18 protein-coding genes and 4 tRNA genes are annotated in these 22,045 nt (G+C 59.4%); 15 read left to right on the top strand and 7 right to left on the bottom strand.

All coding sequences use genetic code 11. The annotated features are described in order from the left end of the window. The first annotated feature begins 39 nt into the window (after positions 1-39). A complete protein-coding gene (gene rmuC, locus AACY02_RS21595) occupies positions 40-1,404 on the top strand; it encodes a DNA recombination protein RmuC (protein ID WP_339433723.1) in 1,365 nt (454 codons plus the stop codon). A gap of 93 nt (positions 1,405-1,497) precedes the next feature. Here rmuC and AACY02_RS21590 read toward each other — a convergent pair whose 3' ends face one another. Continuing rightward, positions 1,498-4,968: a hybrid sensor histidine kinase/response regulator gene (locus tag AACY02_RS21590; RefSeq protein WP_339433684.1), complete on the bottom strand. Its 3,471-nt coding sequence runs from the start codon at positions 4,966-4,968 to the stop codon at positions 1,498-1,500. 177 nt (positions 4,969-5,145) lie between these two features. Then, positions 5,146-5,688, bottom strand: a complete 543-nt coding sequence (locus AACY02_RS21585) for a TetR/AcrR family transcriptional regulator (RefSeq protein WP_339433683.1) — start codon at positions 5,686-5,688, stop codon at positions 5,146-5,148. A 91-nt stretch (positions 5,689-5,779) separates the two neighbouring features. Here AACY02_RS21585 and AACY02_RS21580 point away from each other — a divergent pair, with 91 nt between their 5' ends. The 4 genes from AACY02_RS21580 to AACY02_RS21565 all read left to right on the top strand — a co-directional run bounded on the left by AACY02_RS21580 (position 5,780) and on the right by AACY02_RS21565 (position 10,560). Next, positions 5,780-6,967: an MFS transporter gene (locus AACY02_RS21580; RefSeq protein ID WP_339433682.1), complete on the top strand. Its 1,188-nt coding sequence runs from the start codon at positions 5,780-5,782 to the stop codon at positions 6,965-6,967. 52 nt (positions 6,968-7,019) lie between these two features. Continuing rightward, complete coding sequence (locus tag AACY02_RS21575; protein ID WP_339433681.1) at positions 7,020-7,331, top strand: cupin domain-containing protein; 312 nt, start codon at positions 7,020-7,022, stop codon at positions 7,329-7,331. Between the two features lie 105 nt (positions 7,332-7,436). After that, positions 7,437-8,588 (top strand): TDT family transporter, encoded by a 1,152-nt coding sequence (locus tag AACY02_RS21570; protein ID WP_339433680.1) that lies wholly within the window; start codon positions 7,437-7,439, stop codon positions 8,586-8,588. A 97-nt stretch (positions 8,589-8,685) separates the two neighbouring features. After that, positions 8,686-10,560, top strand: a complete 1,875-nt coding sequence (locus AACY02_RS21565; protein WP_339433679.1) for an MFS transporter — start codon at positions 8,686-8,688, stop codon at positions 10,558-10,560. A gap of 114 nt (positions 10,561-10,674) precedes the next feature. Here the strand turns inward: AACY02_RS21565 and sugE are convergent, their stop codons facing one another. From sugE to rdgC, 3 genes are all read right to left on the bottom strand, one after another. Then, positions 10,675-10,989 (bottom strand): quaternary ammonium compound efflux SMR transporter SugE, encoded by a 315-nt coding sequence (gene sugE / locus AACY02_RS21560; RefSeq protein ID WP_126361504.1) that lies wholly within the window; start codon positions 10,987-10,989, stop codon positions 10,675-10,677. Between the two features lie 119 nt (positions 10,990-11,108). Further along, a complete protein-coding gene (locus AACY02_RS21555) occupies positions 11,109-12,074 on the bottom strand; it encodes a bile acid:sodium symporter family protein (RefSeq protein ID WP_339433678.1) in 966 nt (321 codons plus the stop codon). Positions 12,075-12,220: 146 nt separating this feature from the next. After that, positions 12,221-13,141 carry a recombination-associated protein RdgC gene (rdgC, locus tag AACY02_RS21550; RefSeq protein WP_339433677.1) on the bottom strand — a complete coding sequence of 307 codons (921 nt, stop codon included), beginning with the start codon at positions 13,139-13,141 and terminating at the stop codon, positions 12,221-12,223. Positions 13,142-13,300: 159 nt separating this feature from the next. Between rdgC and AACY02_RS21545 the strand changes: the two genes are divergently transcribed. From AACY02_RS21545 to AACY02_RS21530, 4 genes are all read left to right on the top strand, one after another. Next, positions 13,301-13,376: transfer RNA gene (locus tag AACY02_RS21545), tRNA-Val, on the top strand. Positions 13,377-13,395: 19 nt separating this feature from the next. Next, positions 13,396-13,472: transfer RNA gene (locus AACY02_RS21540), tRNA-Asp, on the top strand. Between the two features lie 198 nt (positions 13,473-13,670). Beyond that, a tRNA-Val gene (locus tag AACY02_RS21535) sits at positions 13,671-13,746 on the top strand. A gap of 19 nt (positions 13,747-13,765) precedes the next feature. After that, a tRNA-Asp gene (locus AACY02_RS21530) sits at positions 13,766-13,842 on the top strand. 115 nt (positions 13,843-13,957) lie between these two features. Here AACY02_RS21530 and AACY02_RS21525 read toward each other — a convergent pair. After that, positions 13,958-15,094: a catalase family protein gene (locus tag AACY02_RS21525; RefSeq protein ID WP_339433722.1), complete on the bottom strand. Its 1,137-nt coding sequence runs from the start codon at positions 15,092-15,094 to the stop codon at positions 13,958-13,960. Positions 15,095-15,123: 29 nt separating this feature from the next. Continuing rightward, positions 15,124-16,932 (bottom strand): di-heme-cytochrome C peroxidase, encoded by a 1,809-nt coding sequence (locus AACY02_RS21520; protein ID WP_339433676.1) that lies wholly within the window; start codon positions 16,930-16,932, stop codon positions 15,124-15,126. A 269-nt stretch (positions 16,933-17,201) separates the two neighbouring features. Here AACY02_RS21520 and AACY02_RS21515 point away from each other — a divergent pair, with 269 nt between their 5' ends. From AACY02_RS21515 to AACY02_RS21490, 6 genes are all read left to right on the top strand, one after another. Next, positions 17,202-17,921 carry an FKBP-type peptidyl-prolyl cis-trans isomerase gene (locus tag AACY02_RS21515; protein WP_103306955.1) on the top strand — a complete coding sequence of 240 codons (720 nt, stop codon included), beginning with the start codon at positions 17,202-17,204 and terminating at the stop codon, positions 17,919-17,921. Between the two features lie 293 nt (positions 17,922-18,214). Next, positions 18,215-18,670, top strand: coding sequence for a YkvA family protein (locus AACY02_RS21510; RefSeq protein ID WP_339433675.1), 456 nt, complete (start codon positions 18,215-18,217; stop codon positions 18,668-18,670). A 112-nt stretch (positions 18,671-18,782) separates the two neighbouring features. Next, the gene (locus AACY02_RS21505) at positions 18,783-19,124 is read left to right on the top strand and encodes a helix-turn-helix domain-containing protein (protein WP_339433674.1); all 342 of its coding nucleotides are present in this window, start codon (positions 18,783-18,785) and stop codon (positions 19,122-19,124) included. Next, the gene (locus tag AACY02_RS21500; protein WP_003223109.1) at positions 19,121-19,492 is read left to right on the top strand and encodes a hypothetical protein; all 372 of its coding nucleotides are present in this window, start codon (positions 19,121-19,123) and stop codon (positions 19,490-19,492) included. Before AACY02_RS21505 ends, AACY02_RS21500 begins: the two co-directional genes overlap by 4 nt. Then, a complete protein-coding gene (locus AACY02_RS21495; RefSeq protein ID WP_339433673.1) occupies positions 19,493-19,900 on the top strand; it encodes a sel1 repeat family protein in 408 nt (135 codons plus the stop codon). A 237-nt stretch (positions 19,901-20,137) separates the two neighbouring features. Continuing rightward, a partial coding sequence (locus tag AACY02_RS21490; protein WP_339433672.1) for a DUF6531 domain-containing protein occupies positions 20,138-22,045 on the top strand: 1,908 nt, incomplete at its 3' end.

Genomic DNA, 22,045 nt, shown 5'->3' with positions numbered 1-22,045 from the left:
CTGCAACGCCGGGCGAGTACCGGACAAGCCGAGGTGGCCTTGCTCGAAGAGCGGCTGGCCATGGCGCAATTGGCGCAGGACGGGCTCAGCGCTCAGCTTGATGCCAGCCGCGACGAAGTCGCTGACCTCGGTCAGGCCAACGCGACCAAACAGGCCGATCTGGCGGCACTGCGCCGCGAAGTCGAACTGCTGCAAATCGAGCGCGATGACGCCCGTGACGCCTCCCATGCCTGGAACATCGAGCGTGCCAACAAAGAGGCTGAACTGCGCCGCCTCGACGCTCAGGCGGCTTCGCTGAATGCCGAACTGCGTGAGCAGCAGGAAAGCCATCAACAACGCCTCAACGACCTGCAAGGCTCGCGCGATGAGTTGCGTGCGCAGTTCGCCGAGCTGGCGGGCAAGATCTTCGATGAGCGTGAACAACGTTTCGCCGAAACCAGCCAGCAGCGTCTCGGCCAGTTGCTCGATCCGCTGAAGGAACGCATTCAATCCTTCGAAAAACGCGTGGAAGAAAGCTATCAGGCCGAGGCCCGTGAGCGTTTCTCGCTGGCCAAGGAGCTGGAGCGTCTGCAAGCGCTCAACCTGCGTTTGAGCGACGAGGCGACCAACCTGACCCGCGCCCTGAAAGGCCAGAAAACCCAAGGTAACTGGGGCGAGCTGATTCTTGAGCGCGTGCTGGAACACGCAGGTCTGGAAAAGGGCCGCGAATATCAGACCCAGGTCAACCTCAAAGGCCCGGACGGTGAGCGCTTCCAGCCCGACGTGATCATTTACCTGCCGGGCGACAAGCAAGTGGTGGTCGACTCCAAGGTCAGCCTCACGGCCTATCAACAATATGTGGCGGCGGATGACGACACGCTGGGGCAGGTGGCAATCAAGCAACATGTGCTGTCCCTGCGCAATCACGTCAAAGGCTTGGCCGGCAAGGATTACAAGCGCCTGGAGGGCTTGCACAGCCTGGATTTCGTCTTGCTGTTCGTGCCGATCGAAGCGGCGTTTTCCGCTGCATTGCAGGCTGAGCCCAGCCTGTTTCAAGACGCATTTGACCGCAATATCGTCATCGTCAGCCCGACCACGTTGCTGGCGACTCTGCGGGTGATCGACAGCCTGTGGAAGCAGGAACGCCAGAGCCAGAACGCCCGGGAAATCGCCGAGCGCGCCGGATGGCTGTACGACAAGTTCGTGCTGTTCATTCAGGATCTGGACGAAGTTGGCAATCGCCTGCAGCAATTGGACAAAGCCTACAGTTCGGCGCGTAACAAACTGACAGAAGGGCGCGGCAATCTGGTCAGTCGCAGTGAACAGCTCAAGCTGCTGGGCGCGCGGGCCAGCAAGAGCTTGCCGGCAGATTTGCTCGAGCGGGCGATGACGGATGTCGATGGGCTGGTCGAGCTACCCGAATAATCACCACAAGCCCGCGCCTGCAAGGGGCACCCCAACCCGGTGGGCGCGGGCTTGCTCGCGAAGGCATCAGTCGTTTCGCTGCAAACCCGAGATTTACAGCGGCAAATACCGACTCAGCAATGCCCGCAACGCCGCCGGCTTCACCGGTTTGGCCAGATAATCCAGGCCCGCCGCGTGTACCTGCGCGACCATCTCGGGGCGCCCATCGGCGCTGATCACCACGCCCGGTACCGGCTCGCCCAGAGTCGTGCGCAACCACGCCATCAGCTCGGTCCCGGTGTCGCCGTGATCAAGGTGATAGTCGACCAGCGCCAATTGCGGCCGCACCCCCTCGCTGAGCAGCGCGGCGCATTCCTCACGATTGCGCGCCGTCCACACTTGGCAGCCCCAGCGGCTCAACAAGCTGTTCATGCCGATCAGAATGCTGTCTTCGTTGTCGATGCACAGCACCTGCGCGCCGCTCGGCAACTTGCCATTGATCTCGGCAACGACGCCCACCGGTGTGGTTTGCGTGCGAGCCAACGGCACACTGACACTGAACACACTGCCGCGCCCCGGCCAAGAGCGCACCCGCAGCGTATGACCGAGCACGCGACACAAACCGTCGGCGATCGCCAACCCAAGGCCGAGGCCTTTTTCGGCGCGCGTCTGGTGGCTGTCAAGGCGTTTGAACTCCTCGAAAATAACGTGCTGCTTGTCTTCCGGAATACCAGGCCCGCGATCCCAGACCTCCAGACACAATTCCCCGGCGCGTCGCCGCACACCCAGTAAAACCGGGCCTTTTGCGTAACGGTAAGCGTTGGTGAGGAAGTTCTGCAAAATTCGTCGCAGTAACTTGATGTCGCTGTCGATGCGCAACTGACTGCCGCGCACGCGGAACGTCAAACCTTGTTCCTGGGCCAGCGCCTTGAACTCCGCCCCCAGCGTGTCGAACAGTTCATTGACGGCAAACGGCTTGCGATCGGGATTGATCTTGCCGTTTTCCAGACGGGAAATATCCAGCAGATCACTGATCAGGTCTTCAGCCGAGCGCAACGAACTGTCGAGGTGCTGGACCAGTTTCTGCGCCTCGCTGCTCAAGCCGTCGTCCTGATGGGAGAGGGCGGCAGAGAACAACCGTGCGGCGTTCAATGGCTGCATCAGGTCATGACTGACGGCAGCGAGGAAACGGGTTTTCGATTGGTTTGCCGCCTCGGCGGTGCCCTTGGCGTCGGTCAATGCGACGTTGAGTTGCGACAATTCCTGCGTCCGTTCGCTGACCCGTTGCTCCAATCCTTCATTGGCTTCGGTCAGAGCCTGCTCGGCTTCGCGGAATGCGGTGATGTCGGTGAAACTCATGACGAAACCGCCGCCGGGCATCGGGTTGCCGATCAACTCGATCACCCGACCATTGGGGAACAAGCGTTCAGAGGTGTGCGCTCGGCCCTGGCGCATCCAGTGCAGGCGTCGGGCAACATGCACTTGCGCTTCACCCGGGCCACACAAACCGCGCTCGGCGTTGTAGCGAATGATGTCGGCAATCGGCCGGCCGACGCTGATCAAGCCTTCCGGGTAGTTGAACAGTTCCAGATAACGACGGTTCCAGGCCACCAGTTTCAGTGACTGGTCGACCACGCTGATGCCTTGGGTGATGTTTTCAATCGCACCTTGCAGCAGCGCACGATTGAATTGCAGGACCTCGGAAGCTTCGTCAGCGATACGCACGACGTCCTCCAGTTGCATCTCCCGACCTTCGATAGCGGCTTTTACTACCGCGCGCGTCGAAGACGCGCCGAGTACGCCGGCCAGCAAGCGCTCGGTGTGGGCGATCCATTCGCCGTCAGCGTTCTGGTTCGGGTTGTAGCCTTTGCCCTGACGGTAAGCGAAACGAATGAAGCTCTGCCGTGCGCGTTCCTCCCCGACAAACCGCGCCGCCAGTTGCAGCAGGTCGTCAATTTGCACCGCCAGCATCGAGCGCGCACTCGGGCGGGCGCTGATTTCCTGGCCGATGAAACGCCCGGCCTGCCAGTGCTCCGACACCCGTGTGCGGGATAACACCGAGACCCACGCAAACAGGGTGAAGTTACCCGCCAGTGACAGCACTACGCCCTGAGTCAGGGGCGAGATCGGCAGGTTCAATGGGTTGCCGTGCAGCCACGCCAACCCCGGGAAACTGCTCAGCGACCAACCCAGGCTGTGGGCGGCAATGGGCAGAACCAGCGTGTAAAACCACAGGAACGTGCCGGCGGCGAGGCCGGCAAAGACGCCACGGCGGTTCGCCTGTTTCCAGTACAAGGCGCCGAGCATGGCCGGAGCGAGTTGGGTGACCGCGGCGAAAGCGATCTGGCCGATGGTCGCCAGGCTCGCCGTCGAGCCCAGCAAGCGATAGCTGACGTAAGCCAGCAGCAAGATCACCACGATGGTGACCCTGCGCACCGAGAGCATCCACTGACGGAACACTTCGAACGGGCGCTCGGCGTTTTTGCGCCGCAGCAACCACGGCAACAGCATGTCGTTGGAGACCATGGTCGACAGCGCCACACTGGCGACAATCACCATGCCGGTGGCTGCCGATGCGCCGCCGATAAATGCCAGTAACGCCAGTGCCGGATGGGCCTGCGCCAGTGGCAGGCTGATCACGAACGAGTCGGGCAGCACGTCGCTCGGTAGCAACATCTGACCGGCGAGGGCGATCGGGACGACAAACAGCGCGGCCAAGGCGAGGTACGCCGGGAAGACCCATTTGGCCAGGCGCAGATCCTGCGGATCAATGTTCTCGACCACCGTGACGTGGAACTGCCGGGGCAGGCAGATGATCGCCATCATCGCCACGCCGGTCTGCACCACCATCGAAGGCCAGTTAATGGTCTCTTTCCAGTATTGCTCAAGGCGCGGCGCGAGCATCGCCTGGTTGAACAGGTCGTCGAAACCGTCGTAGAGGCCGTAGGTCACGAAGGCACCGACAGCCAGAAACGCGAACAGCTTGACCAGCGATTCGAACGCAATGGCCAACACCATGCCACGGTGGTGTTCCGTGGCGTCGAGGTTGCGGGTGCCGAAGACGATAGTGAACAGCGCCAGCACCAGTGACACGATCAGCGCCGTGTCCTGGCCGCGAGTGCCCATGGCGTCGACGCCGGCGCCAATCAACAGGTTCACGCCCAGGACGATGCCTTTGAGTTGCAGGGCGATATAGGGCAGGACGCCAACCAGACAGATCAGCGCGACGACCACCGCCAGCGATTGTGATTTGCCGTAGCGCGCCGCGATGAAGTCAGCAATGGAGGTGATGTTCTCCTGTTTGCTGATCATTACCATTTTTTGCAGAACCCACGGTGCGCCCACTAACAGAAGGATCGGCCCCAGGTAAATCGGCAGGAATGCCCACAATTGTTCAGCGGCCTGGCCGACCGCGCCGAAGAATGTCCAGCTGGTGCAGTAAACCGCCAGCGACAGGCTGTACACCCAGGCCCGCATTCGCGGTGGCAACGGTGTGCTGCGACGGTCGCCGTAGAAGGCGATGGCGAACATGATGGCCATATAGGCCAGGGCAACGGCGGCGATCAGCCCGGTGGACAACGACATGCAACACTCCCGACAGAAGACTCCCCGGCACTCCTGCCCGGGCGGACAGTCTCGCATGAGTGTGGCGGTTAGTCAGTGTCGACCAAGGTCGTGGCGTGGCGGGGTGTCGCGGGTAGGGATCCGGGTGGTTTTCATGGTGACTGGGCTGGCTTCATCGCTGGCAAGCCAGCGACAGCATCAGTCCTGTTTCAGCGCAATATCGATCAACCGATGCAACTCTTCCACCTCAAGCGCCGACGCCGAAAACAGGATGCGAAACACCACGGGCGACACCACCAGATTGATCAGCCGATCAACGCTCGGTGCCGGCTCGTCAGGATGGCGCTCGATGATGGTCTGTAACTGCGCCCCGATAATCGTCACGCAATAGCCTGGCGTGGCGCTCGCTTGCACGTCGCGCATCATGTTGCGCCCAGGTTCGGAACTCATTTCATCGAGATACTGCTCGGCCCACGCGCGAATATCGCTGCGCAGGCTACCGGTTTCAGCCGGCGCGCTGTCGGGGCGCATGCGGGCGAGGGCAACGTCGGCCAGCAACGCTGCCAAATCCCCCCAGCGCCGATAAATCGTCGATGGCGTAACGCCGGCACGCGCCGCGATTTGCGGGACGGTCACGCTCGAGCGCTCCTGCTCTTGCAGGAGAGCGCGAACGGCCGAGTGAATCGACTCTTGCACCCGGGCGCTGCGACCGCCGGGGCGTAAACCTTCTTTAATAGCCATGCGGCAGACCTTAACACAAAGAATTTGCTTTAAGCGTTGAGCGGTAGCACACTCCGCAAAAGCAAAAAATTAGCTTTTGCGGAGTGTGCTCATGAATAGTCCTGTTTCCCATCGCTCGAACCTGTGGTTTCTGGCGATCACTTTACTCAGTTTTCTCGCCGCTTCCACTGCGCCGACACCGTTGTATCACCTGTATCAGGATCAGCTACATTTCTCGGCCGCGGTGCTGACCCTGATTTTTGGTGTCTATGCCCTGAGTCTGCTGGCGGCGTTATTAACCGTCGGTTCGCTCTCCGATCACCTGGGGCGCAAACCGGTGATCTTCACGGCTGTGCTGCTCAATGCGTTGGCGATGTTGCTGTTCATTTATGCCGACAGCATCAGTGGGTTGATTGCAGCGCGGGTTCTGCAAGGCTTCGCCACCGGCATGGCCACCGCGGTTTTAAGCGCCACGTTGCTGGACACCGACCGCCAGCAAGGGCCGTTGATCAACAGCGTTGCACCGCTGCTCGGCATGGCATTGGGCGGCATGGGCTGTGGCTTGTTGGTCGAGTTCGCCCCAGAACCATTGCAACTGACGTATTGGCTGCTGTTCGCGCTGTTTGTGCTTCAGGCGCTGTATGTCTGGCGTCTGCCGGAAAGCGTAACGCCGCAAGCCGGGGCTTGGGCGTCATTGCGGCCAACCTTGCACGTCCCCGTTCAGGCACGTTCAACGTTATGGCGAGTATTGCCGCTGAACACTGCGACTTGGGCGCTCGGTGGTTTTTACGCATCCCTGGCACCGTCGCTGGTGCGCGCCGCCACCGGTTCCACTTCCAACCTGGTCGGCGGCGCCACCGTGGCGGCATTGACCGTGACCGGCGCACTGATGATCTTCACCCTGCGCAGTCGCAGCGCCAAACGAGCCTTGCAGTTGGGCGCGAGTCTGCTGCCGATGGGGCTGGTGCTGATTCTGCTTGGCGTTCACAGCGCCAGTCTGTCGCTGTTTTTCCTCGGCACGCTGGTGGCAGGCTGCGGCTTTGGCGCCGGGTTCCTCGGCGCCGTGCGCAGTCTGGTGCCACAGGCCTTGGCTCATGAGCGCGCCGGGTTGATGTCGGCGTACTACACGCTGAGTTATCTGGCGTTCTGCCTGCCAGCGTTGCTCGCCGGCTACCTGGCGCGCCGCTTTGGATTGCTCGCGACCACCGATGGCTACGGTGTGGTGCTGATCGTATTGGCGCTAGGCGCTTTGTTGCTCAGTCTGCGTGCTCAACCGGTCAAGGTGTGCAACGCTCCATAACCGCCGCGGTTTCGGTTAGCCTTGCCCGGCCATTCTTCTCACGGATCGACTCATGAAGATTATTCGCAGCAAAACCTTCACCGCCGACCGAGCCTGGGGGGCGCTGGACATCGCCAACATGAACGGCATCACCACACGCCTGCACTGGACCGATCAGCCCTATAAATGGCACGTCAACGATGGTGAGGAAGTGTTCGTGGTGCTCGATGGGCAAGTGGAGATGCGCTATCGCGAGCAGGGCGAAGAAAAACAGGTGCAACTCAACGTTGGCGACATCTTCTACGCCTCGGTTGGCACCGAACATGTCGCCCATCCGCAAGGCGCGGCGCGGATTCTGGTGATCGAGAGCGAAGGTAGCGTTTGACTGCTTATTTGTAAAATAGATAACAGTTAGAGATATTACCCGTTATATAGATATTCGATTCGGTTCTACCATGGACTCAACCTCACCCGAGGACAGGAGTTCACGATGACTTGCCCCAACAGCGCCAAACCCGGCATCAAGCCGTTCAATCAACTTCAGCATCCGCGTGAAGTGATCCGTCAATTCACCCCGAACTGGTTCGCCGCGACCATGGGCACCGGCGTGCTGGCGTTGGCGCTGGCGCAATTGCCGTTGACCCTTCCCGGGATGCACGCTGTGGCCGAAGGGTTGTGGTTGTTCAACATCCTGTTGTTCGCATTGTTTACCGCTGCTTACGCCGCCCGCTGGATGCTGTTTTTCGACGAGGCACGGCGGATTTTCGGCCATTCCACCGTGTCGATGTTCTTCGGCACCATTCCCATGGGGCTGGCGACGATCATCAACGGCTTCCTGGTGTTCGGTCTGCCGCGCTGGGGCGATGGGGTGATTCAGCTAGCTGAAGTGCTGTGGTGGGTTGATGTGGCGATGTCGCTGGCCTGCGGCGTGTTGATCCCGTACATGATGTTCACGCGCCAGGAACACAGCATTGATCAGATGACCGCCGTTTGGCTGTTGCCCGTCGTGGCTGCCGAAGTCGCGGCGGCCAGCGGTGGTTTGCTCGCCCCGCACCTGACCGATGCCCACTCGCAACTGGTGGTGTTGACCACAAGTTACGTGCTTTGGGCATTTTCCCTACCGGTAGCGTTCAGCATTCTGACCATCCTGCTGCTGCGTATGGCCCTGCACAAACTGCCTCACGAAAACATGGCAGCGTCGAGCTGGCTGGCACTCGGGCCTATCGGCACCGGGGCGTTGGGCATGTTGCTGCTGGGCGCTGATGCGCCGGCGATCTTCGCGGCCAACGGTCTGCCAGGCATCGGTGAAATCGCTGCGGGCCTGGGGCTGGTGGCGGGGATCACTTTGTGGGGCTTTGGCTTGTGGTGGATGTTGATGGCGTTGCTGATCACCGTTCGCTATCTGCGTGACGGCATCCCGTTCAACCTCGGCTGGTGGGGATTCACCTTCCCGTTGGGCGTGTATTCGCTGGCAACCTTGAAACTGGCGAGCACGCTCAACCTGACATTTTTCAGTATTTTCGGCACGGTGTTGGTGACTTTGCTGGCGGTGATGTGGCTGATTGTCGGCAAGCGAACCCTGCAAGGCGCCTGGCGCGGCGAGCTGTTTGTCTCGCCGTGCATTGCAGGTTTGAAGAAATAACCTGAAAAGTTTAGGTAAGGTGTGGCCTGGATCGCGGTTCGAGATTCCAATAAACAGTATCCAGGCCTCCCTCTACAAAAACAGGTACACACGGAAGATGAGCCACCCCTCACAGTTCAACCTGCTGCGCACCCGGCGCTTCTTGCCGTTTTTCATCACGCAGTCGCTCGGTGCGTTCAACGACAACGTGTTCAAGCAGTCGTTGATCCTCGCCATTCTTTATCGGCTGACCATCGAAGGTGACCGCTCCATCTGGGTCAACCTGTGCGCGCTGCTGTTTATCCTGCCGTTCTTCCTGTTCTCGGCGCTGGCCGGACAGTTCGGTGAGAAGTTCGCCAAGGACGCGCTGATCCGTCTGATCAAACTGGCGGAAATCGCCATCATGGCGGTGGGATCGGTCGGCTTCCTCTTCGATCACCTGTCACTGATGCTGGTCGCGCTGTTCGCCATGGGCACGCATTCGGCGTTGTTCGGGCCGGTGAAGTATTCGATCCTGCCGCAGGCGTTGCATGAGGATGAACTGGTGGGTGGCAACGGGCTGGTGGAGATGGGCACGTTCCTGGCCATCCTCGCCGGCACTATCGGTGCCGGGGTCATCATGTCTTCCACGCATTACGCGCCACTGGTGTCGATCGCCATCGTTGGCATCGCGGTGCTGGGCTATCTGGCCAGCCGCAGCATTCCCCGTGCGGCGGCTGCATCGCCGCAAATGCGCTTGAACTGGAACATCTTCAGCCAGTCCTGGGCGACCTTGAAACTGGGTTTGGGTCAGACGCCAGCGGTGTCGCGTTCGATTGTCGGCAACTCGTGGTTCTGGTTCGTCGGGGCGATTTACCTGACGCAAATCCCGGCCTACGCCAAGGAGTGGATGCACGGCGATGAGACCGTGGTTACGCTGATTCTTACGGTGTTCTCGGTCGGTATCGCTCTCGGCTCGATGCTTTGTGAAAAGCTTTCCGGGCGTAAGGTCGAGATTGGTCTGGTACCGTTTGGCTCGTTCGGCCTGACTGTGTTTGGCCTGCTGCTGTGGTGGCATTCCGGCGGAATTCCACAGAGCGTCACCGGCCATAGCTGGACCGAAGTGCTCGGCTTCGCACACACCTGGGCAGTGTTGATCGACATTCTCGGCCTTGGCGTTTTCGGTGGTTTCTACATCGTGCCGCTGTACGCACTGATTCAGTCGCGCACCGCCGAGAACGAGCGGGCGCGGGTGATCGCGGCCAACAACATTCTCAACGCACTGTTTATGGTGGTCTCGGCGATTGTCTCGATCGTGTTGTTGAGCGTGGTCAAACTGTCGATACCGCAACTGTTCCTGGTGGTGTCGCTGCTGAATATCGGCGTCAACGCCTACATCTTCAAGATCGTTCCCGAGTTCAGCATGCGCTTCATGATCTGGCTGCTCAGCCATTCCATGTACCGCGTCGAGCATCGCCATCTGGAAGCGATCCCGGATGAGGGCGCGGCGCTGCTGGTGTGCAACCACGTTTCGTTTGTCGACGCCTTGCTGATTGGTGGCGCGGTGCGTCGGCCGATTCGCTTTGTCATGTACTACAAGATCTACAACTTGCCGGTGCTGAACTTTATCTTTCGCACGGCGGGGACAATTCCGATTGCCGGACGCAACGAAGACATTCAGATCTACGAAAAGGCCTTCAGCCGAATAGCCCAGTATCTGAAGGATGGTGAGCTGGTGTGTATCTTTCCGGAAGGCAAGTTGACGGCCGATGGCGAGATCAACGAGTTCAAGGGCGGGTTGACGCGGATTCTGGAGGAAACACCGGTGCCAGTGATTCCGCTGGCATTGCAGGGGTTGTGGGGGAGTTTCTTCAGCCGCGATCCGAACAAGGGCGTGTTCCGCCGGTTGTGGTCGCGGGTGACGTTGGTGGCCGGACCGGCGGTGGCTGTGGAAGCCGCGCAGCCGGCGAAATTGCAGGAGTTGGTGGGGGCGTTGCGCGGGACAATCAGATAGTCGCTGAATTCAAGGGCCCCTTCGCGAGCAAGCCCGCTCCCTCAGTTGACCGTATTCCTCTGGCAGAACGCGGCTGAATATGGGAGCGGGCTTGCTCGCGAAAGCGGTAGTGGCCTAAGCGCTGACCTTGAGGCCAATCAATCCGGTAATGATCAATGCCACACTGGCCAACCGAATCAGCGCCATCGACTCGCCAAACAAAATGATCCCGGCAATCACCGTGCCCACGGCGCCAACGCCGGTCCAGATCGCATAAGCGGTGCCCAGCGGCAACTCCTTCATCGCAAGGCCCAGCAGGCCAAGGCTGATGGCCATGGCCGCAACGGTCAGTACGGTGGGGAGCGGGCGGGTGAAGCCGTCAGTGTATTTCAGGCCGACGGCCCAGCCGACTTCGAACAGGCCGGCGCAAAACAGAATGATCCAGGACATGAAAGACCTCCATCGATTGATGGGGTCGTCCCCGGATTAATGACTCGATCGAGCCGCAGGGTCGTCCCCGCGTTGCGAAATAGTCTGACGAGCATTAACCCCGGGATCAAGTTTTGAAATCAGTCCGCTGTTTGTCGTGACAGCATTTGACGATCTTCTTTCTCACTCATTCGCCGGAAGTATGTCGAAAGCAGTGCCCCGGAAATGTTGTGCCAAACGCTGAACAGTGCGCTCGGCACTGCCGCCAATGGCGAGAAATGTGCGCTGGCCAGCGCGGCGCCCAAACCGGAGTTCTGCATCCCGACTTCCAGTGCCAGCGATTTGCGCTGGGCCAACGGCAACTTGAACAGGCGCCCGGTGAAGTAACCCAGCAAGTAGCCGAAGCTGTTGTGCAGCATCACCACGGCCATGATCAGCAGGCCGGATTCGGCAATCTTCGCCTGACTGGCCGCCACCACAGCGGTGACGATGATCACGATGCTGACCACCGACACCAGAGGCAATACATTGACCGCGTGGCGAACCTTATCGCCGAGCAAACGTTGAGCAACGACGCCGAGGATGATCGGCAGCAGCACCACTTGCAGGATCGACCAGAACAGCTCCATGAACGACACCGGCAACCACGCCGAGGCCAGCAGCCAGATCAGTGCCGGGGTCAGCAGCGGGGCGAGGAGGGTGGTGACGGCGGCGATGGCCACCGACAGCGCCAAGTCGCCGCGGGCCAGCCAGGTCATCACGTTGGAGGAGGTGCCGCTGGGGCAGCAGCCAACCAGAATCACACCGACAGCAATTTCTGGCGGTAGGTGAAACGCTTGGCACAACAACCACGCCACGCCCGGCATGATCACGAAATGCGCGACCACGCCCAGCGCCACACGCCATGGGTGGCGGGCAACGGCGGCGAAGTCGTCGAGTTTGAGGGTCAGGCCCATGCCGAACATCACCAGTCCGAGCAACGGCACGATGGCGCCTTTGAGGCCAAGGAACCATGCCGGTTGCAGGAATGCCGCGACGGCGAAAATCAGAACCCAGTAAGCGAAGGTGTTGCCGACAAAGCGGCTGAGTGCAGCCAGTGCGCGCATGGCCCGATCCTTATTATTAGTCACACCACAAAACCAATTGTGGGAGCGGGCTTGCTCGCGAAGGCGTTGGGTCAGCCAATATTTATTTGAATGACACACCGCTTTCGCGAGCAAGCCCGCTCCCACAGTTTGAACTCCGTTGGTCTTTAGATCCCCTGCGGAGTCTCTTCACCCCCCAACGCTTCAACCAGCGCCGGCAGGAAGTCGCCGAACGTCAGCATCATCAGGGTGAAGCTGGCGTCCAGTTGGCCTAGAGCTTCGTCGCCGCCGTCCTGTTCCGCCTGATCCTGCAACAGGTCTTCGAACTTCAGGCGCTTGACGGTCATTTTGTCGTCGAGCATGAACGACAACTTGTCCTGCCAGGCCAGCGACAACTGAGTGACGACTTTGCCGGTGCTCAGGTGCAACTGGATTTCTTCGCTGGTCAGGTCCTGGCGCTTGCAGCGCACGATACCGCCGTCTTCGTGGGTGTCGCGCAGTTCGCACTCGTCCAGCACATAGAAATCGTCGGCGGCTTTTTGCGTGGTGACCCAATCGGTCATCACAGCGGTCGGTGCCATCTTCACGGTCAGCGGACGGACGGGCAGGGTGCCGATCACTTCACGCAGGGTGGAGAGCAGGTCTTCGGCACGTTTCGGGCTGGCCGAGTTGACCAGGATCAGACCCGTTTTCGGCGCAATGGCCGCAAAGGTCGACGAGCGACGGATGAAGGCACGCGGCAGGAAGGCCTGGATGATTTCATCCTTGATCTGATCGCGTTCCTTCTTATAGACCTTGCGCATCTGCTCGGCTTCGATCTCTTCGACCTTTTCCTTGACCGCGTCACGCACGACGCTGCCAGGCAGAATGCGTTCTTCTTTACGGGCAGCGATCAGCAGAAAATCACCGCTGACGTGCACCAGTGGAGCATCTTCGCCTTTACCGAATGGCGCGACGAAACCGTAGGTGGTCAACTCCTGGCTTGCACATGGACGCGCCAGTTTGGTGGCCAGTGCAGTTTCCAGCGCCTCGGCATCGACAGGCAGGTCTTGGGTCAGGCGATAGATAAGCAGGTTTTTGAACCACATGGGGTGAGTCTCTCCTTTATACAAAGGGGGGCATTATTGTCTTCGCCGTGGCATAGGCCAACCCTTCTCTAAGCCTTTGGAAGGCCTGAGAAAATTATTTAAAAAAGTGCTTGCCAGAGGTGGGGTCGCTCCGTAGAATGCGCGCCACACCGAAGCGAAGGGTGATTAGCTCAGCTGGGAGAGCGTCTGCCTTACAAGCAGAATGTCGGCGGTTCGATCCCGTCATCACCCACCATTCGTTTCAAGTGTTTAGCGCAGCGGTAGTTCAGTCGGTTAGAATACCGGCCTGTCACGCCGGGGGTCGCGGGTTCGAGTCCCGTCCGCTGCGCCATATTCGGTAACCTGGACCACTGAACGCCAGGTCACCACGGAAGAACCCGCTAAAGCGGGTTTTTTTCTGTCTCAAGTTTGTACCTTGTTCCATCGGGTTTGTGTCGTTTCACCGGTTTTCGGATTTTTTTGAAAAAACTTCAATTAAATCAACACATTACGAAAACTTGTGGCATAATGCGCCCCGTAACGAAGCGAAGGGTGATTAGCTCAGCTGGGAGAGCGTCTGCCTTACAAGCAGAATGTCGGCGGTTCGATCCCGTCATCACCCACCATTCGTTTCAAGCGTTTCGCGCAGCGGTAGTTCAGTCGGTTAGAATACCGGCCTGTCACGCCGGGGGTCGCGGGTTCGAGTCCCGTCCGCTGCGCCATATTCGGTAATCTGGAACACTGAACGCCAGATCACCACAAGAAGCCCGCCTAGTGCGGGTTTTTTGCTGTCTGGCGTTTGCTGTTTATCGGCCGGACTTGAAATGGGGGTCACGTCTACGGTGCAGCATTCTGGCTATGTCGATAGTCACTCACAGCTTCATAGACGGCTTTACGCAGACGATTGATCCCGCCAATGGGCCGATGCGCTTCAATGCCAAACCACGGGTTGAACGATAAGTTGTCGCAGGCCAGATTCAGCGCCGGTGTGTCGAAGTCCTGCGGCGGCAAGGTTATCCGCGCTACGGTTTCGAACGTTGAATCCTGCTCGCGCCATTCGATGCTGGTGTCCTCGATCGGCATGTAATGGTTCGCATCCTGGCGCTGGATCTGCAAGACGAAACACGCAGGCACGCGATCCGTCGACAATTGCTGATTCAACGCACTGCGCAAGAAATTTGGCAAGTCGTGGTTCTGCTTGGGCAGCGTGTAGGCGGGGCAATGGTCCGGGGCGGGCGCTACCCGGAACTTCGCATTGGCCTCGCCAAATTTGTAGGGTGATACTGAAAAGTAGGTCGTGTCCGTCGGACTGTCCGGCGGCGGCGACAGTGTGGCCAGTGCGATGAACAAATGGCGGATTTGCCAATTGCGCGGATCCCATCCCGGAAAAAACGCCGTGATCTTTTTGCCGTCAGCCTGAGCCGCCACATTCTGACGGTACTCGGCGACATCACTGACAAAGAAGTTCGGATGGCTGAACATCACGAAGTCCTGTTCGTGTTGTCCTTGGCGGTTCTCCAGCAACTGTTTGCCCGGCACATCGTGCAATTTGATCGCCATGCCCCGTGCGTCACGCATACTGTCGAACTGCGGGTAGGCGTTGCCATTCGATAATCGAATCATCGCCGGCCAGGTTTTACCCGGCTCACTGAACACGCCTTGACGCAGCGCCGGCGGTAGATCCGCCAACACTTGCACTTCAGCCTTCACGCAACCGTGCGCCTTGGCATGCGCGTCACGCAGGTGCCGCGTGCCTTCGCGGTGCTGATCGACGATACGCACAGCGGTCTGTATCACCTCCTGAGTCATGCCCGCTTCACCGGGTGGAACCTGCTCCAGCGCCGAAACCGGGCCGCGATGCTGCCAGGCAAACCAGGCCGCGGAGACCGCCCAGCCGAGCAGGCCGATCACAAGCATGATCAGCAAGGTTTTGCCCAGTAGACGTCCCAGCCACAACCAGATTCGCGCCAACATCGATAATTCTTTCTTGTGCGTCGACAGGATCATGGCAATTGCGCCTCCAATGGGCCGCCAAGGACTTTCAGGTATTCGAGCAGCGCCCAGCGCTCTTCGGGCTGCAACAGTCGGCCGATGACGCCGTTACCACGTACGCCGGCGCGAAATTCATGGCCGCTGTTATGGTTGCCGCTGATTCTTGTGTCGAACAGAAAACCGTTGGTGAAGGCTTCGGTGCGATAGCCCAGATGTCGTGGGTCGTACTCGAAGGTGCCTTTATAGAAGGTGGCAGCGCGTTCATCTTGCGGTGACAGCAACTGATAAATACTCGGCACTGAGCCGTTGTGCAGAAACGGCGCAGTAGCCCAGACACCCGCCAGTGGTCGCGCTTTGTAGGCGATTTTTTCACGAACACCGATCGGCAGGCCGAAACCGTCGAGTTGTGGCTTCTCCTGCGGCGTGACCCCGGCCTCGCGATAGGCCCGGTTCTCGACGAATGCGGTGACGTAAGCCAGGCCCTTGGCCACGGATAACTGGCTCAGATCCAGCGGTTCCTTCGGTGTCGGATGAAGTTTTACATCCATGCTCTCCAGTTCTTTGGGGTCCCATTGCAGGGCCGTCAGATCGAAGCGATGGCTGGCGATGTTGTTGGCGGCGTTTGGATCGGTGCCGATGACGTCTACGGGCAACATGTGCAAATGCTGCACCCAGCGTTCGCCTTCCTGAGTCGTGCGTGGAACGTGACACCCGGCGCAGTTTTCGCTGAATAGCGCGCGTCCTTTGGCGGCCAGGGGCTTGTCGATGGCGCCGAATAACCCCTCCGGCCAGGCGGGTGGCTGAAGCTTTTGCAAGGTTTCTTCTATCTTGTGCAGATCGCGCACACGAACGCTTGAGGCATAACGCGCATCGCCTTGCAGTGGCTGGCCGTTGTCATCGAAGAAATTCAGGGTAGCGCCGACACCCAGCGCCTCACCGATGTTGCGCGCCATCGGCTGCTGCGCCGAACCGTTCCATTGCACCCAATCGAAGGTCCACATGTCCCACAACTGCGGGTAGTCCACCGGGGCGTTGGCCACGCGGTAGTTGGCAGGGGATATCGCATCGCCGAACGTAGCGTTGGCGATGCGCCCGAATGCATCGGCGCGTCCCGGACCTTCTTCAGTCGGGTATAGGCCGCGATGGGTGTCGTTCCAGGCGACTCTCAGGAAGGTATTGAGTGAGGTTTTGAAGTCCTTGCGCAGTTGTTCATGGCGCGTGTCGTAATCATTACCCAACACCTGTCGTGCGAAACGCTCGAATTTCCAGGGGTTGTAGTAAGTCGAGGTCAGGCTTGCCACTAGTGCTTGTCCGAAACTGCCGCCACGGAGTGTAGGAACGCTGGAAGGCAAAACATGCTGCGCCGCGCCACCGTCGATGCGCACGGCCTGACCCTTGAAGCGCAATTCACCGGTGTGGCAAGCCGCGCAAGTGATGTCCAGGTAGTGCTCGGAGCTGCCGGGATTTTGGTGTCGGGCAAAGCCTACTGGCAGATTGCCGGGGCTTGTCGGCGTGGCTTTTTGCTGCGGATCGATCAGAAAGCCGAAGCGAGCGAGGTACTCTGGGGAGGCGAAGCGTTGCTCAGAGAAGGGTAATTCCAAGGCCTGGAACCACTCATAGCGCAGCCCTTTGACTTGGGTGCCCTGGGGTGTGAAATAGTAGATTTGCCGCTCTTGCTCAGTCCACTGACTCAGGTAGTGCACCTGTTGGACGGGGGTATAGAAGGGCAATTTCGGATTGGCGACGAAGTACAAAACCAACGCGAGGACGAGTCCCAGCAGTACGACGATCAGGGTCAGCACACGGAATAAGAGGCGCAAGATAAACATCCTTGTCGAGTTGTTGCGCTGTTATGCCTGAGCTTGGTCCTGTGCGGCAAGTGGCCATTACGCCAGATGTTGGGGGAGGGGAGTCGGTCCTTGTCAGGAATAGATGACAGAAGCTTCATCGTGCCTTTGGCCAAATGCGTTTTAGTCCCTGAACTTATCGCAAGATTCCTGCTCTCATGCCGGTAGCCATTGGTCGTGGCGGCCTGATAAGCTCGCGGCTTTACTCGATTGCCCTTTCGGCGCATGAACAAGGAAATAGCATGAAACAGCATCGGTTGGCGGCGGCGGTAGCCCTGGTTAGCCTGGTCCTCGCGGGTTGTGATTCGCAGACCAGCGTAGAGCTGAAAACCCCGGCGCAAAAAGCTTCCTACGGTATCGGCCTGAACATGGGCAAGAGCCTTGCTCAGGAAGGTATGGATGATCTGGACTCCAAAGCCGTAGCCCAGGGCATCGAAGATGCCGTCGGCAAGAAAGAACAGAAGCTGAAAGATGAGGAACTGGTCGAAGCCTTCGCCGCGCTGCAAAAGCGTGCTGAAGAACGTATGGCCAAGATGAGCGAAGAGTCGGCAGCCGCCGGCAAGAAATTCCTCGAGGAAAACGGCAAGAAGGCCGGCGTGACCACCACTGCTTCCGGTCTGCAGTACGAAGTCGTCAAGAAAGCCGACGGCCCACAGCCTAAGCCTACCGACGTCGTGACTGTTCACTACACCGGCAAGCTGACCAACGGCACCGTATTCGACAGCTCCGTCGAGCGCGGTAGCCCGATTGATCTGCCGGTGAGCGGCGTGATTCCGGGTTGGGTTGAAGGTCTGCAACTGATGCACGTTGGCGAGAAGTACAAACTGTACATCCCTAGCGATCTGGCTTATGGCGCACAGTCGCCAAGCCCGGCAATCCCGGCCAACTCGGTTCTGGTGTTCGACCTGGAGCTGCTGGCCATCAAGGATCCAGCCAAAGAAGACGCTGCTGCTGCAAAGTAATCAGCATCGGTTTCAACAACAACGCCTCGCTTATGCGGGGCGTTGTTGCGTCTGGAGGATGGCGAGGGTAAACAGAGCGAACCGATGCCGGTCACGACAGTCATAGCTTTGAGGCTGCCCGCATTAGACGCCCTGAGCTGCCAAGTCAATGAAATATTGGGGTTTTTTATGTGAGTAAAAAACGCCCGATCTGAGCGCGGCCCTTATAAAACGGGGCTCTCAGCGCGCAAATGCAGCTCTGTTCACAAGGTTATCCACAATTTGTGTGGATAACATTTCAACGGGAGGAATAGATGAAAGCTCCGTGGAATTTCGCTCGATTCCTGCCCTTGGCCGGCCGCCTGCTGGCTCGCGGTCGCCTGCCGACCTTATTGTTTGCCGTCGCCAGCAAAGGCGCCGCGCAAGGTGATCGGCTCGGCAAACTCAAGGACGATCTGCGTTTGCTCCAGGCATTGTGCCTGGCCTATTGGCGCGGTGAGTACCGCGCGATCAGCCCGAAAGCGTTGATTTCGGTAGTGGCGGGGTTGATGTATTTCCTCAGTCCGGTCGATGCGATACCGGATTTCATCCCGGTATTCGGTATGCTCGACGACATCGCCGTCCTCGCCTGGCTGATGAAAACCCTCGACGATGAACTGACGGCTTTCCGCTTCTGGCGCAAGCGCCAGCAACCGGAAAAACTCGCGGTGGTCGAGCGTCTGCCCGATACCCCCGAGCAACTTCAACTTCAGGGCCCGAAAAAGCCCTGATTCAAGAAGGCCACGTTCAGATAGATCCCCCCCGCGACCTTAGCCGCTGTTAGGATTACACTTCTAGGGAAAAGTGCCGACTCGCTAAGTGTTGTTGTCCTACGGGGTAGTCATGGATATTCAGATAATTGCACGCGATGGCGAACCCGAATATGCGGTTCTGCCATGGGCTCAGTATCAGGCTCTACTGAAAGCAGCAGGCATCAACGAAGCACCGTCGCGGCAGGCTCAAGCACCGCTCGCGGCATCGCCAGACCCGATGCTTCCAGGTCTGGATCAATTACGCAGTTTGCGCGAAGGGAAGGGCATCGCCATTGAGGCGTTGGCCCGCACGGTAGGCATCAGCCCGTCTTACCTGGCCATGATTGAAAGTGGTGAGCGTCAACCCGACGCCGCGATTCGCCGCAGCTTGGCTTGGGAACTGACGGTGCCCGGGTGGAGGGATGAATCGTGAGTGTACGCATCAGTCGTCAACATTGGGACGGATTGCTGGGGGAACTTGATCAGGCGCGCCGACAGCGCCATCTTCTGACTTATCGGGCTTTGCTCGAACGTTTGCAATTGCCGACGCCGGCGATGCAAACCTTGACCGCCGCACTTGAACATCTCGCGGCACTGGATGCCAAGGCCGAACAACCGCTGCGCAGTTCGCTCGTCATCAGCCAAGGCGCCAGTCGTTTGCCGCGTACCGGGTTTTTTGAATGTGTCGAGCGTCTGGGGCGCTTTTCCGGGCCATCCGATGGCGTCGCTGCAGCGTCTTGGCATGCGTCGGAAGTGGTCAGGGTGTTCGAATACGAGTACCCGGAATCGGCGGAGGCTTGAGTGTTTTTACGACTCAAGGCGCAGGCAAGTTACTGGTTGGCGCGTAGGCTGTTTCACTGGTCGTGGTTTGTTCGCCAGCCGCGTGGCTGGCGCTGGCTTGAAGGCCAGTTTGCGCGCATGGCCAACCTTGGCGATGTCGGTGCGCAAAGCTTCTACGGACACATCCTGACCTTTCGCGGCGTAGGGCTGGGAGCGCGTGAAGAGGGCGTGCGCTTACTGCGTCTGGCGGCTTTGGCGGGCGATGGCAAAGCGGCCTACCAAGTCGGCGTCATCAGTTTCGCGGGTACCGCGAGCAAAGCCCCGGATCCTGCTGAAGCCGCACGCTGGTGGGGTATGGCCGCCAAGGCCGGGCATCCATTGGCCGAGCTGAAATTGAAAGAGCTGGGTGCTAGGGATTCAACGCAGTAAATCCATTTGTGTCTGATCTATAAACGGGGCGTGAGGAAAACTCACGCCCCGTTTGCGTTTTCGCTTATTGGCTTGGCATCAAAAGCTTTGTTGCAGACTTCTCCTACAGCAATTGCCTACTCGCCTGACTTATTTCTTGAGTGATCCCCCGCAAAGTCCTCGCGCCTAATTTCTGCGCGAGGGAACGCCCATGTTCGACCCGGTCATTCAGTTTATCTCGCACTCAAGCGTGCGTTGATGGAAGCCATCACCCGTATCGAGCAAGCACTCGACCGCTTTCCCGACACCCTCAGTCTTTATCGCGAGCAGCTCAAGCACTGGGCCAGCCGTGCGGCCGACACCGTCAGCGATGCCATGGATCTGCCGTCCCTGATGGGTATGGAGCGGTTCATCCGCTTCGGCGACCGCAGTACTGCCGTCAGCAGCAGCGACAACGAGTTTTTCTCCGGCGTCGTCCAGTGCCCGAAGGGCGGGCTGATGCTGATCGAGAGCAAGTTCGAGTCGGTGTACGACATCCCGCTGGGCAACATTGTGGTCGATGTGATGGCCATGGACGGTGGTGAAACGACGCCCATCACCCTGGATGCCGAAGGTAAAGGCAAATTCAAGGGAACGCCGGGCAAGTTCTATCGCGTGCATGTACACAGCGAAGTCACCCCGGAGCAGGTCGAGGCGCTGTTCAAGTCCTATGACGGTTTGACTGGCGAGCTGGATGGCTGGCTGCGCAGCGAGTGGCAGGGTTTCAAGCCGCAGTGGTCGCAGTCGGTGGCGACGGCGGCAGGCAACGGCATGTTGGCCGGGAGCTGGGCGGCGATCGAGGGTGTGTGGGACAGCATCGGATTGCTGTCGGAGATCCTTCAGGATCCGGGCGCCTTTGTGGGGCGGTTAGGCAATGGTGCGACTGATCTGATCAATCTGGCTGCAACGGCTCCCAAAGTCATGGCACAGCTTCAATTGCTGGTCAGTGACGAGGCGGCGCTGTGCTTGCTGCTGCGCACCGCGAGTCTTTGGCTGGAAATGCTGCCGCCCAGTGAACTCGCCGGCAAAACCGCGGAAGCGGCGTCGATGATGATCGTGCAGTTGCTGATCGATGTGCTGATCAGCGTTGTGTTGACTTTCGCCAGCGGTGGCGCAGGGATCGCGTATCTGACGCTGCGTCTGGCGGATCGCGCGGTTCAGTTGCTGTCGACAGTGAAGCGATTGGTGAAGGCGTTGTTTGGCATCGTCAACGGCTTCATCAAGTACGTTGATCAATACAAAACCGTCGCCGCGCGCGGTATCGCCGCCGGGGTGAAAAAAGGCCGGATGCAACTGCGCTGGAATGCCAGGCGCAACGCCTTGTTGAAGAAAGACGAACATCACGACGACGCCCCGGATCAGGCAAAAAACCCCAACGGTGACAGCGCCGATTGCGTGCCGTCGACCTGCACCAACGGTTGCCCCGTATCGATGGTCACCGGCGAAGAACTGCTGACCCTCACCGATGGCACCCTCGATGGCTTGCTGGCGTTCGAGTTCACCCGGTTGTACCGCACCAGTGCCGCCGAAATCGATATCGGTCTGGGGTTTGGCTGGAGCCATTCGCTGGCGCATCGGCTGGCGTTCGACGCTGACGAGGTGGTCTGGATTGACCACGAAAACCGCCGTACACGGTTTCCGTTGCCGAGTGTCGAGCGGCCGGCGATTCACAACAGTCTGTCGCGGGCGGCGATTTTTCTGGGGGATGAACCGGAGGAATTAGTCCTCGCGCTGGCGGGAGACGCGGCGCGGTTTTATCACTTTCGCGCTGGCCGGCTGACAGCGATCAGTGATGCGTATGACAACCGTCTGACGGTGCATAGGGATCGGTCTGACAGGGTTCAGCGACTGGACAACGGGGCGGGTCGTTCTCTGTTATTGCGCTACGACCGTCAGCACCTGATCGGCATCGATTACCAGTCGTTTCAACAGGCTGAGTGGAAGACTGAACACACCCTCGTCAGCTACCGCTACGACGCCTATCAGCACCTGATCGAAGTGACTAACGCGGCCGGTGACAGCGAGCGTTACGACTACGACGATCTGCACGTCATCCTGCAGCGCCAACTGACCGGTGGCGCGAGCTTCTTCTGGGAGTGGCAAGGGGCCGGCAAGGCTGCCCGTTGT

Source organism: Pseudomonas sp. EA_65y_Pfl2_P78, assembly GCF_963970495.1.
Taxonomy (GTDB): Bacteria; Pseudomonadota; Gammaproteobacteria; order Pseudomonadales; family Pseudomonadaceae; genus Aquipseudomonas; species Aquipseudomonas baetica_A.
This window is presented reverse-complemented; position numbering and strand designations above follow the sequence as displayed.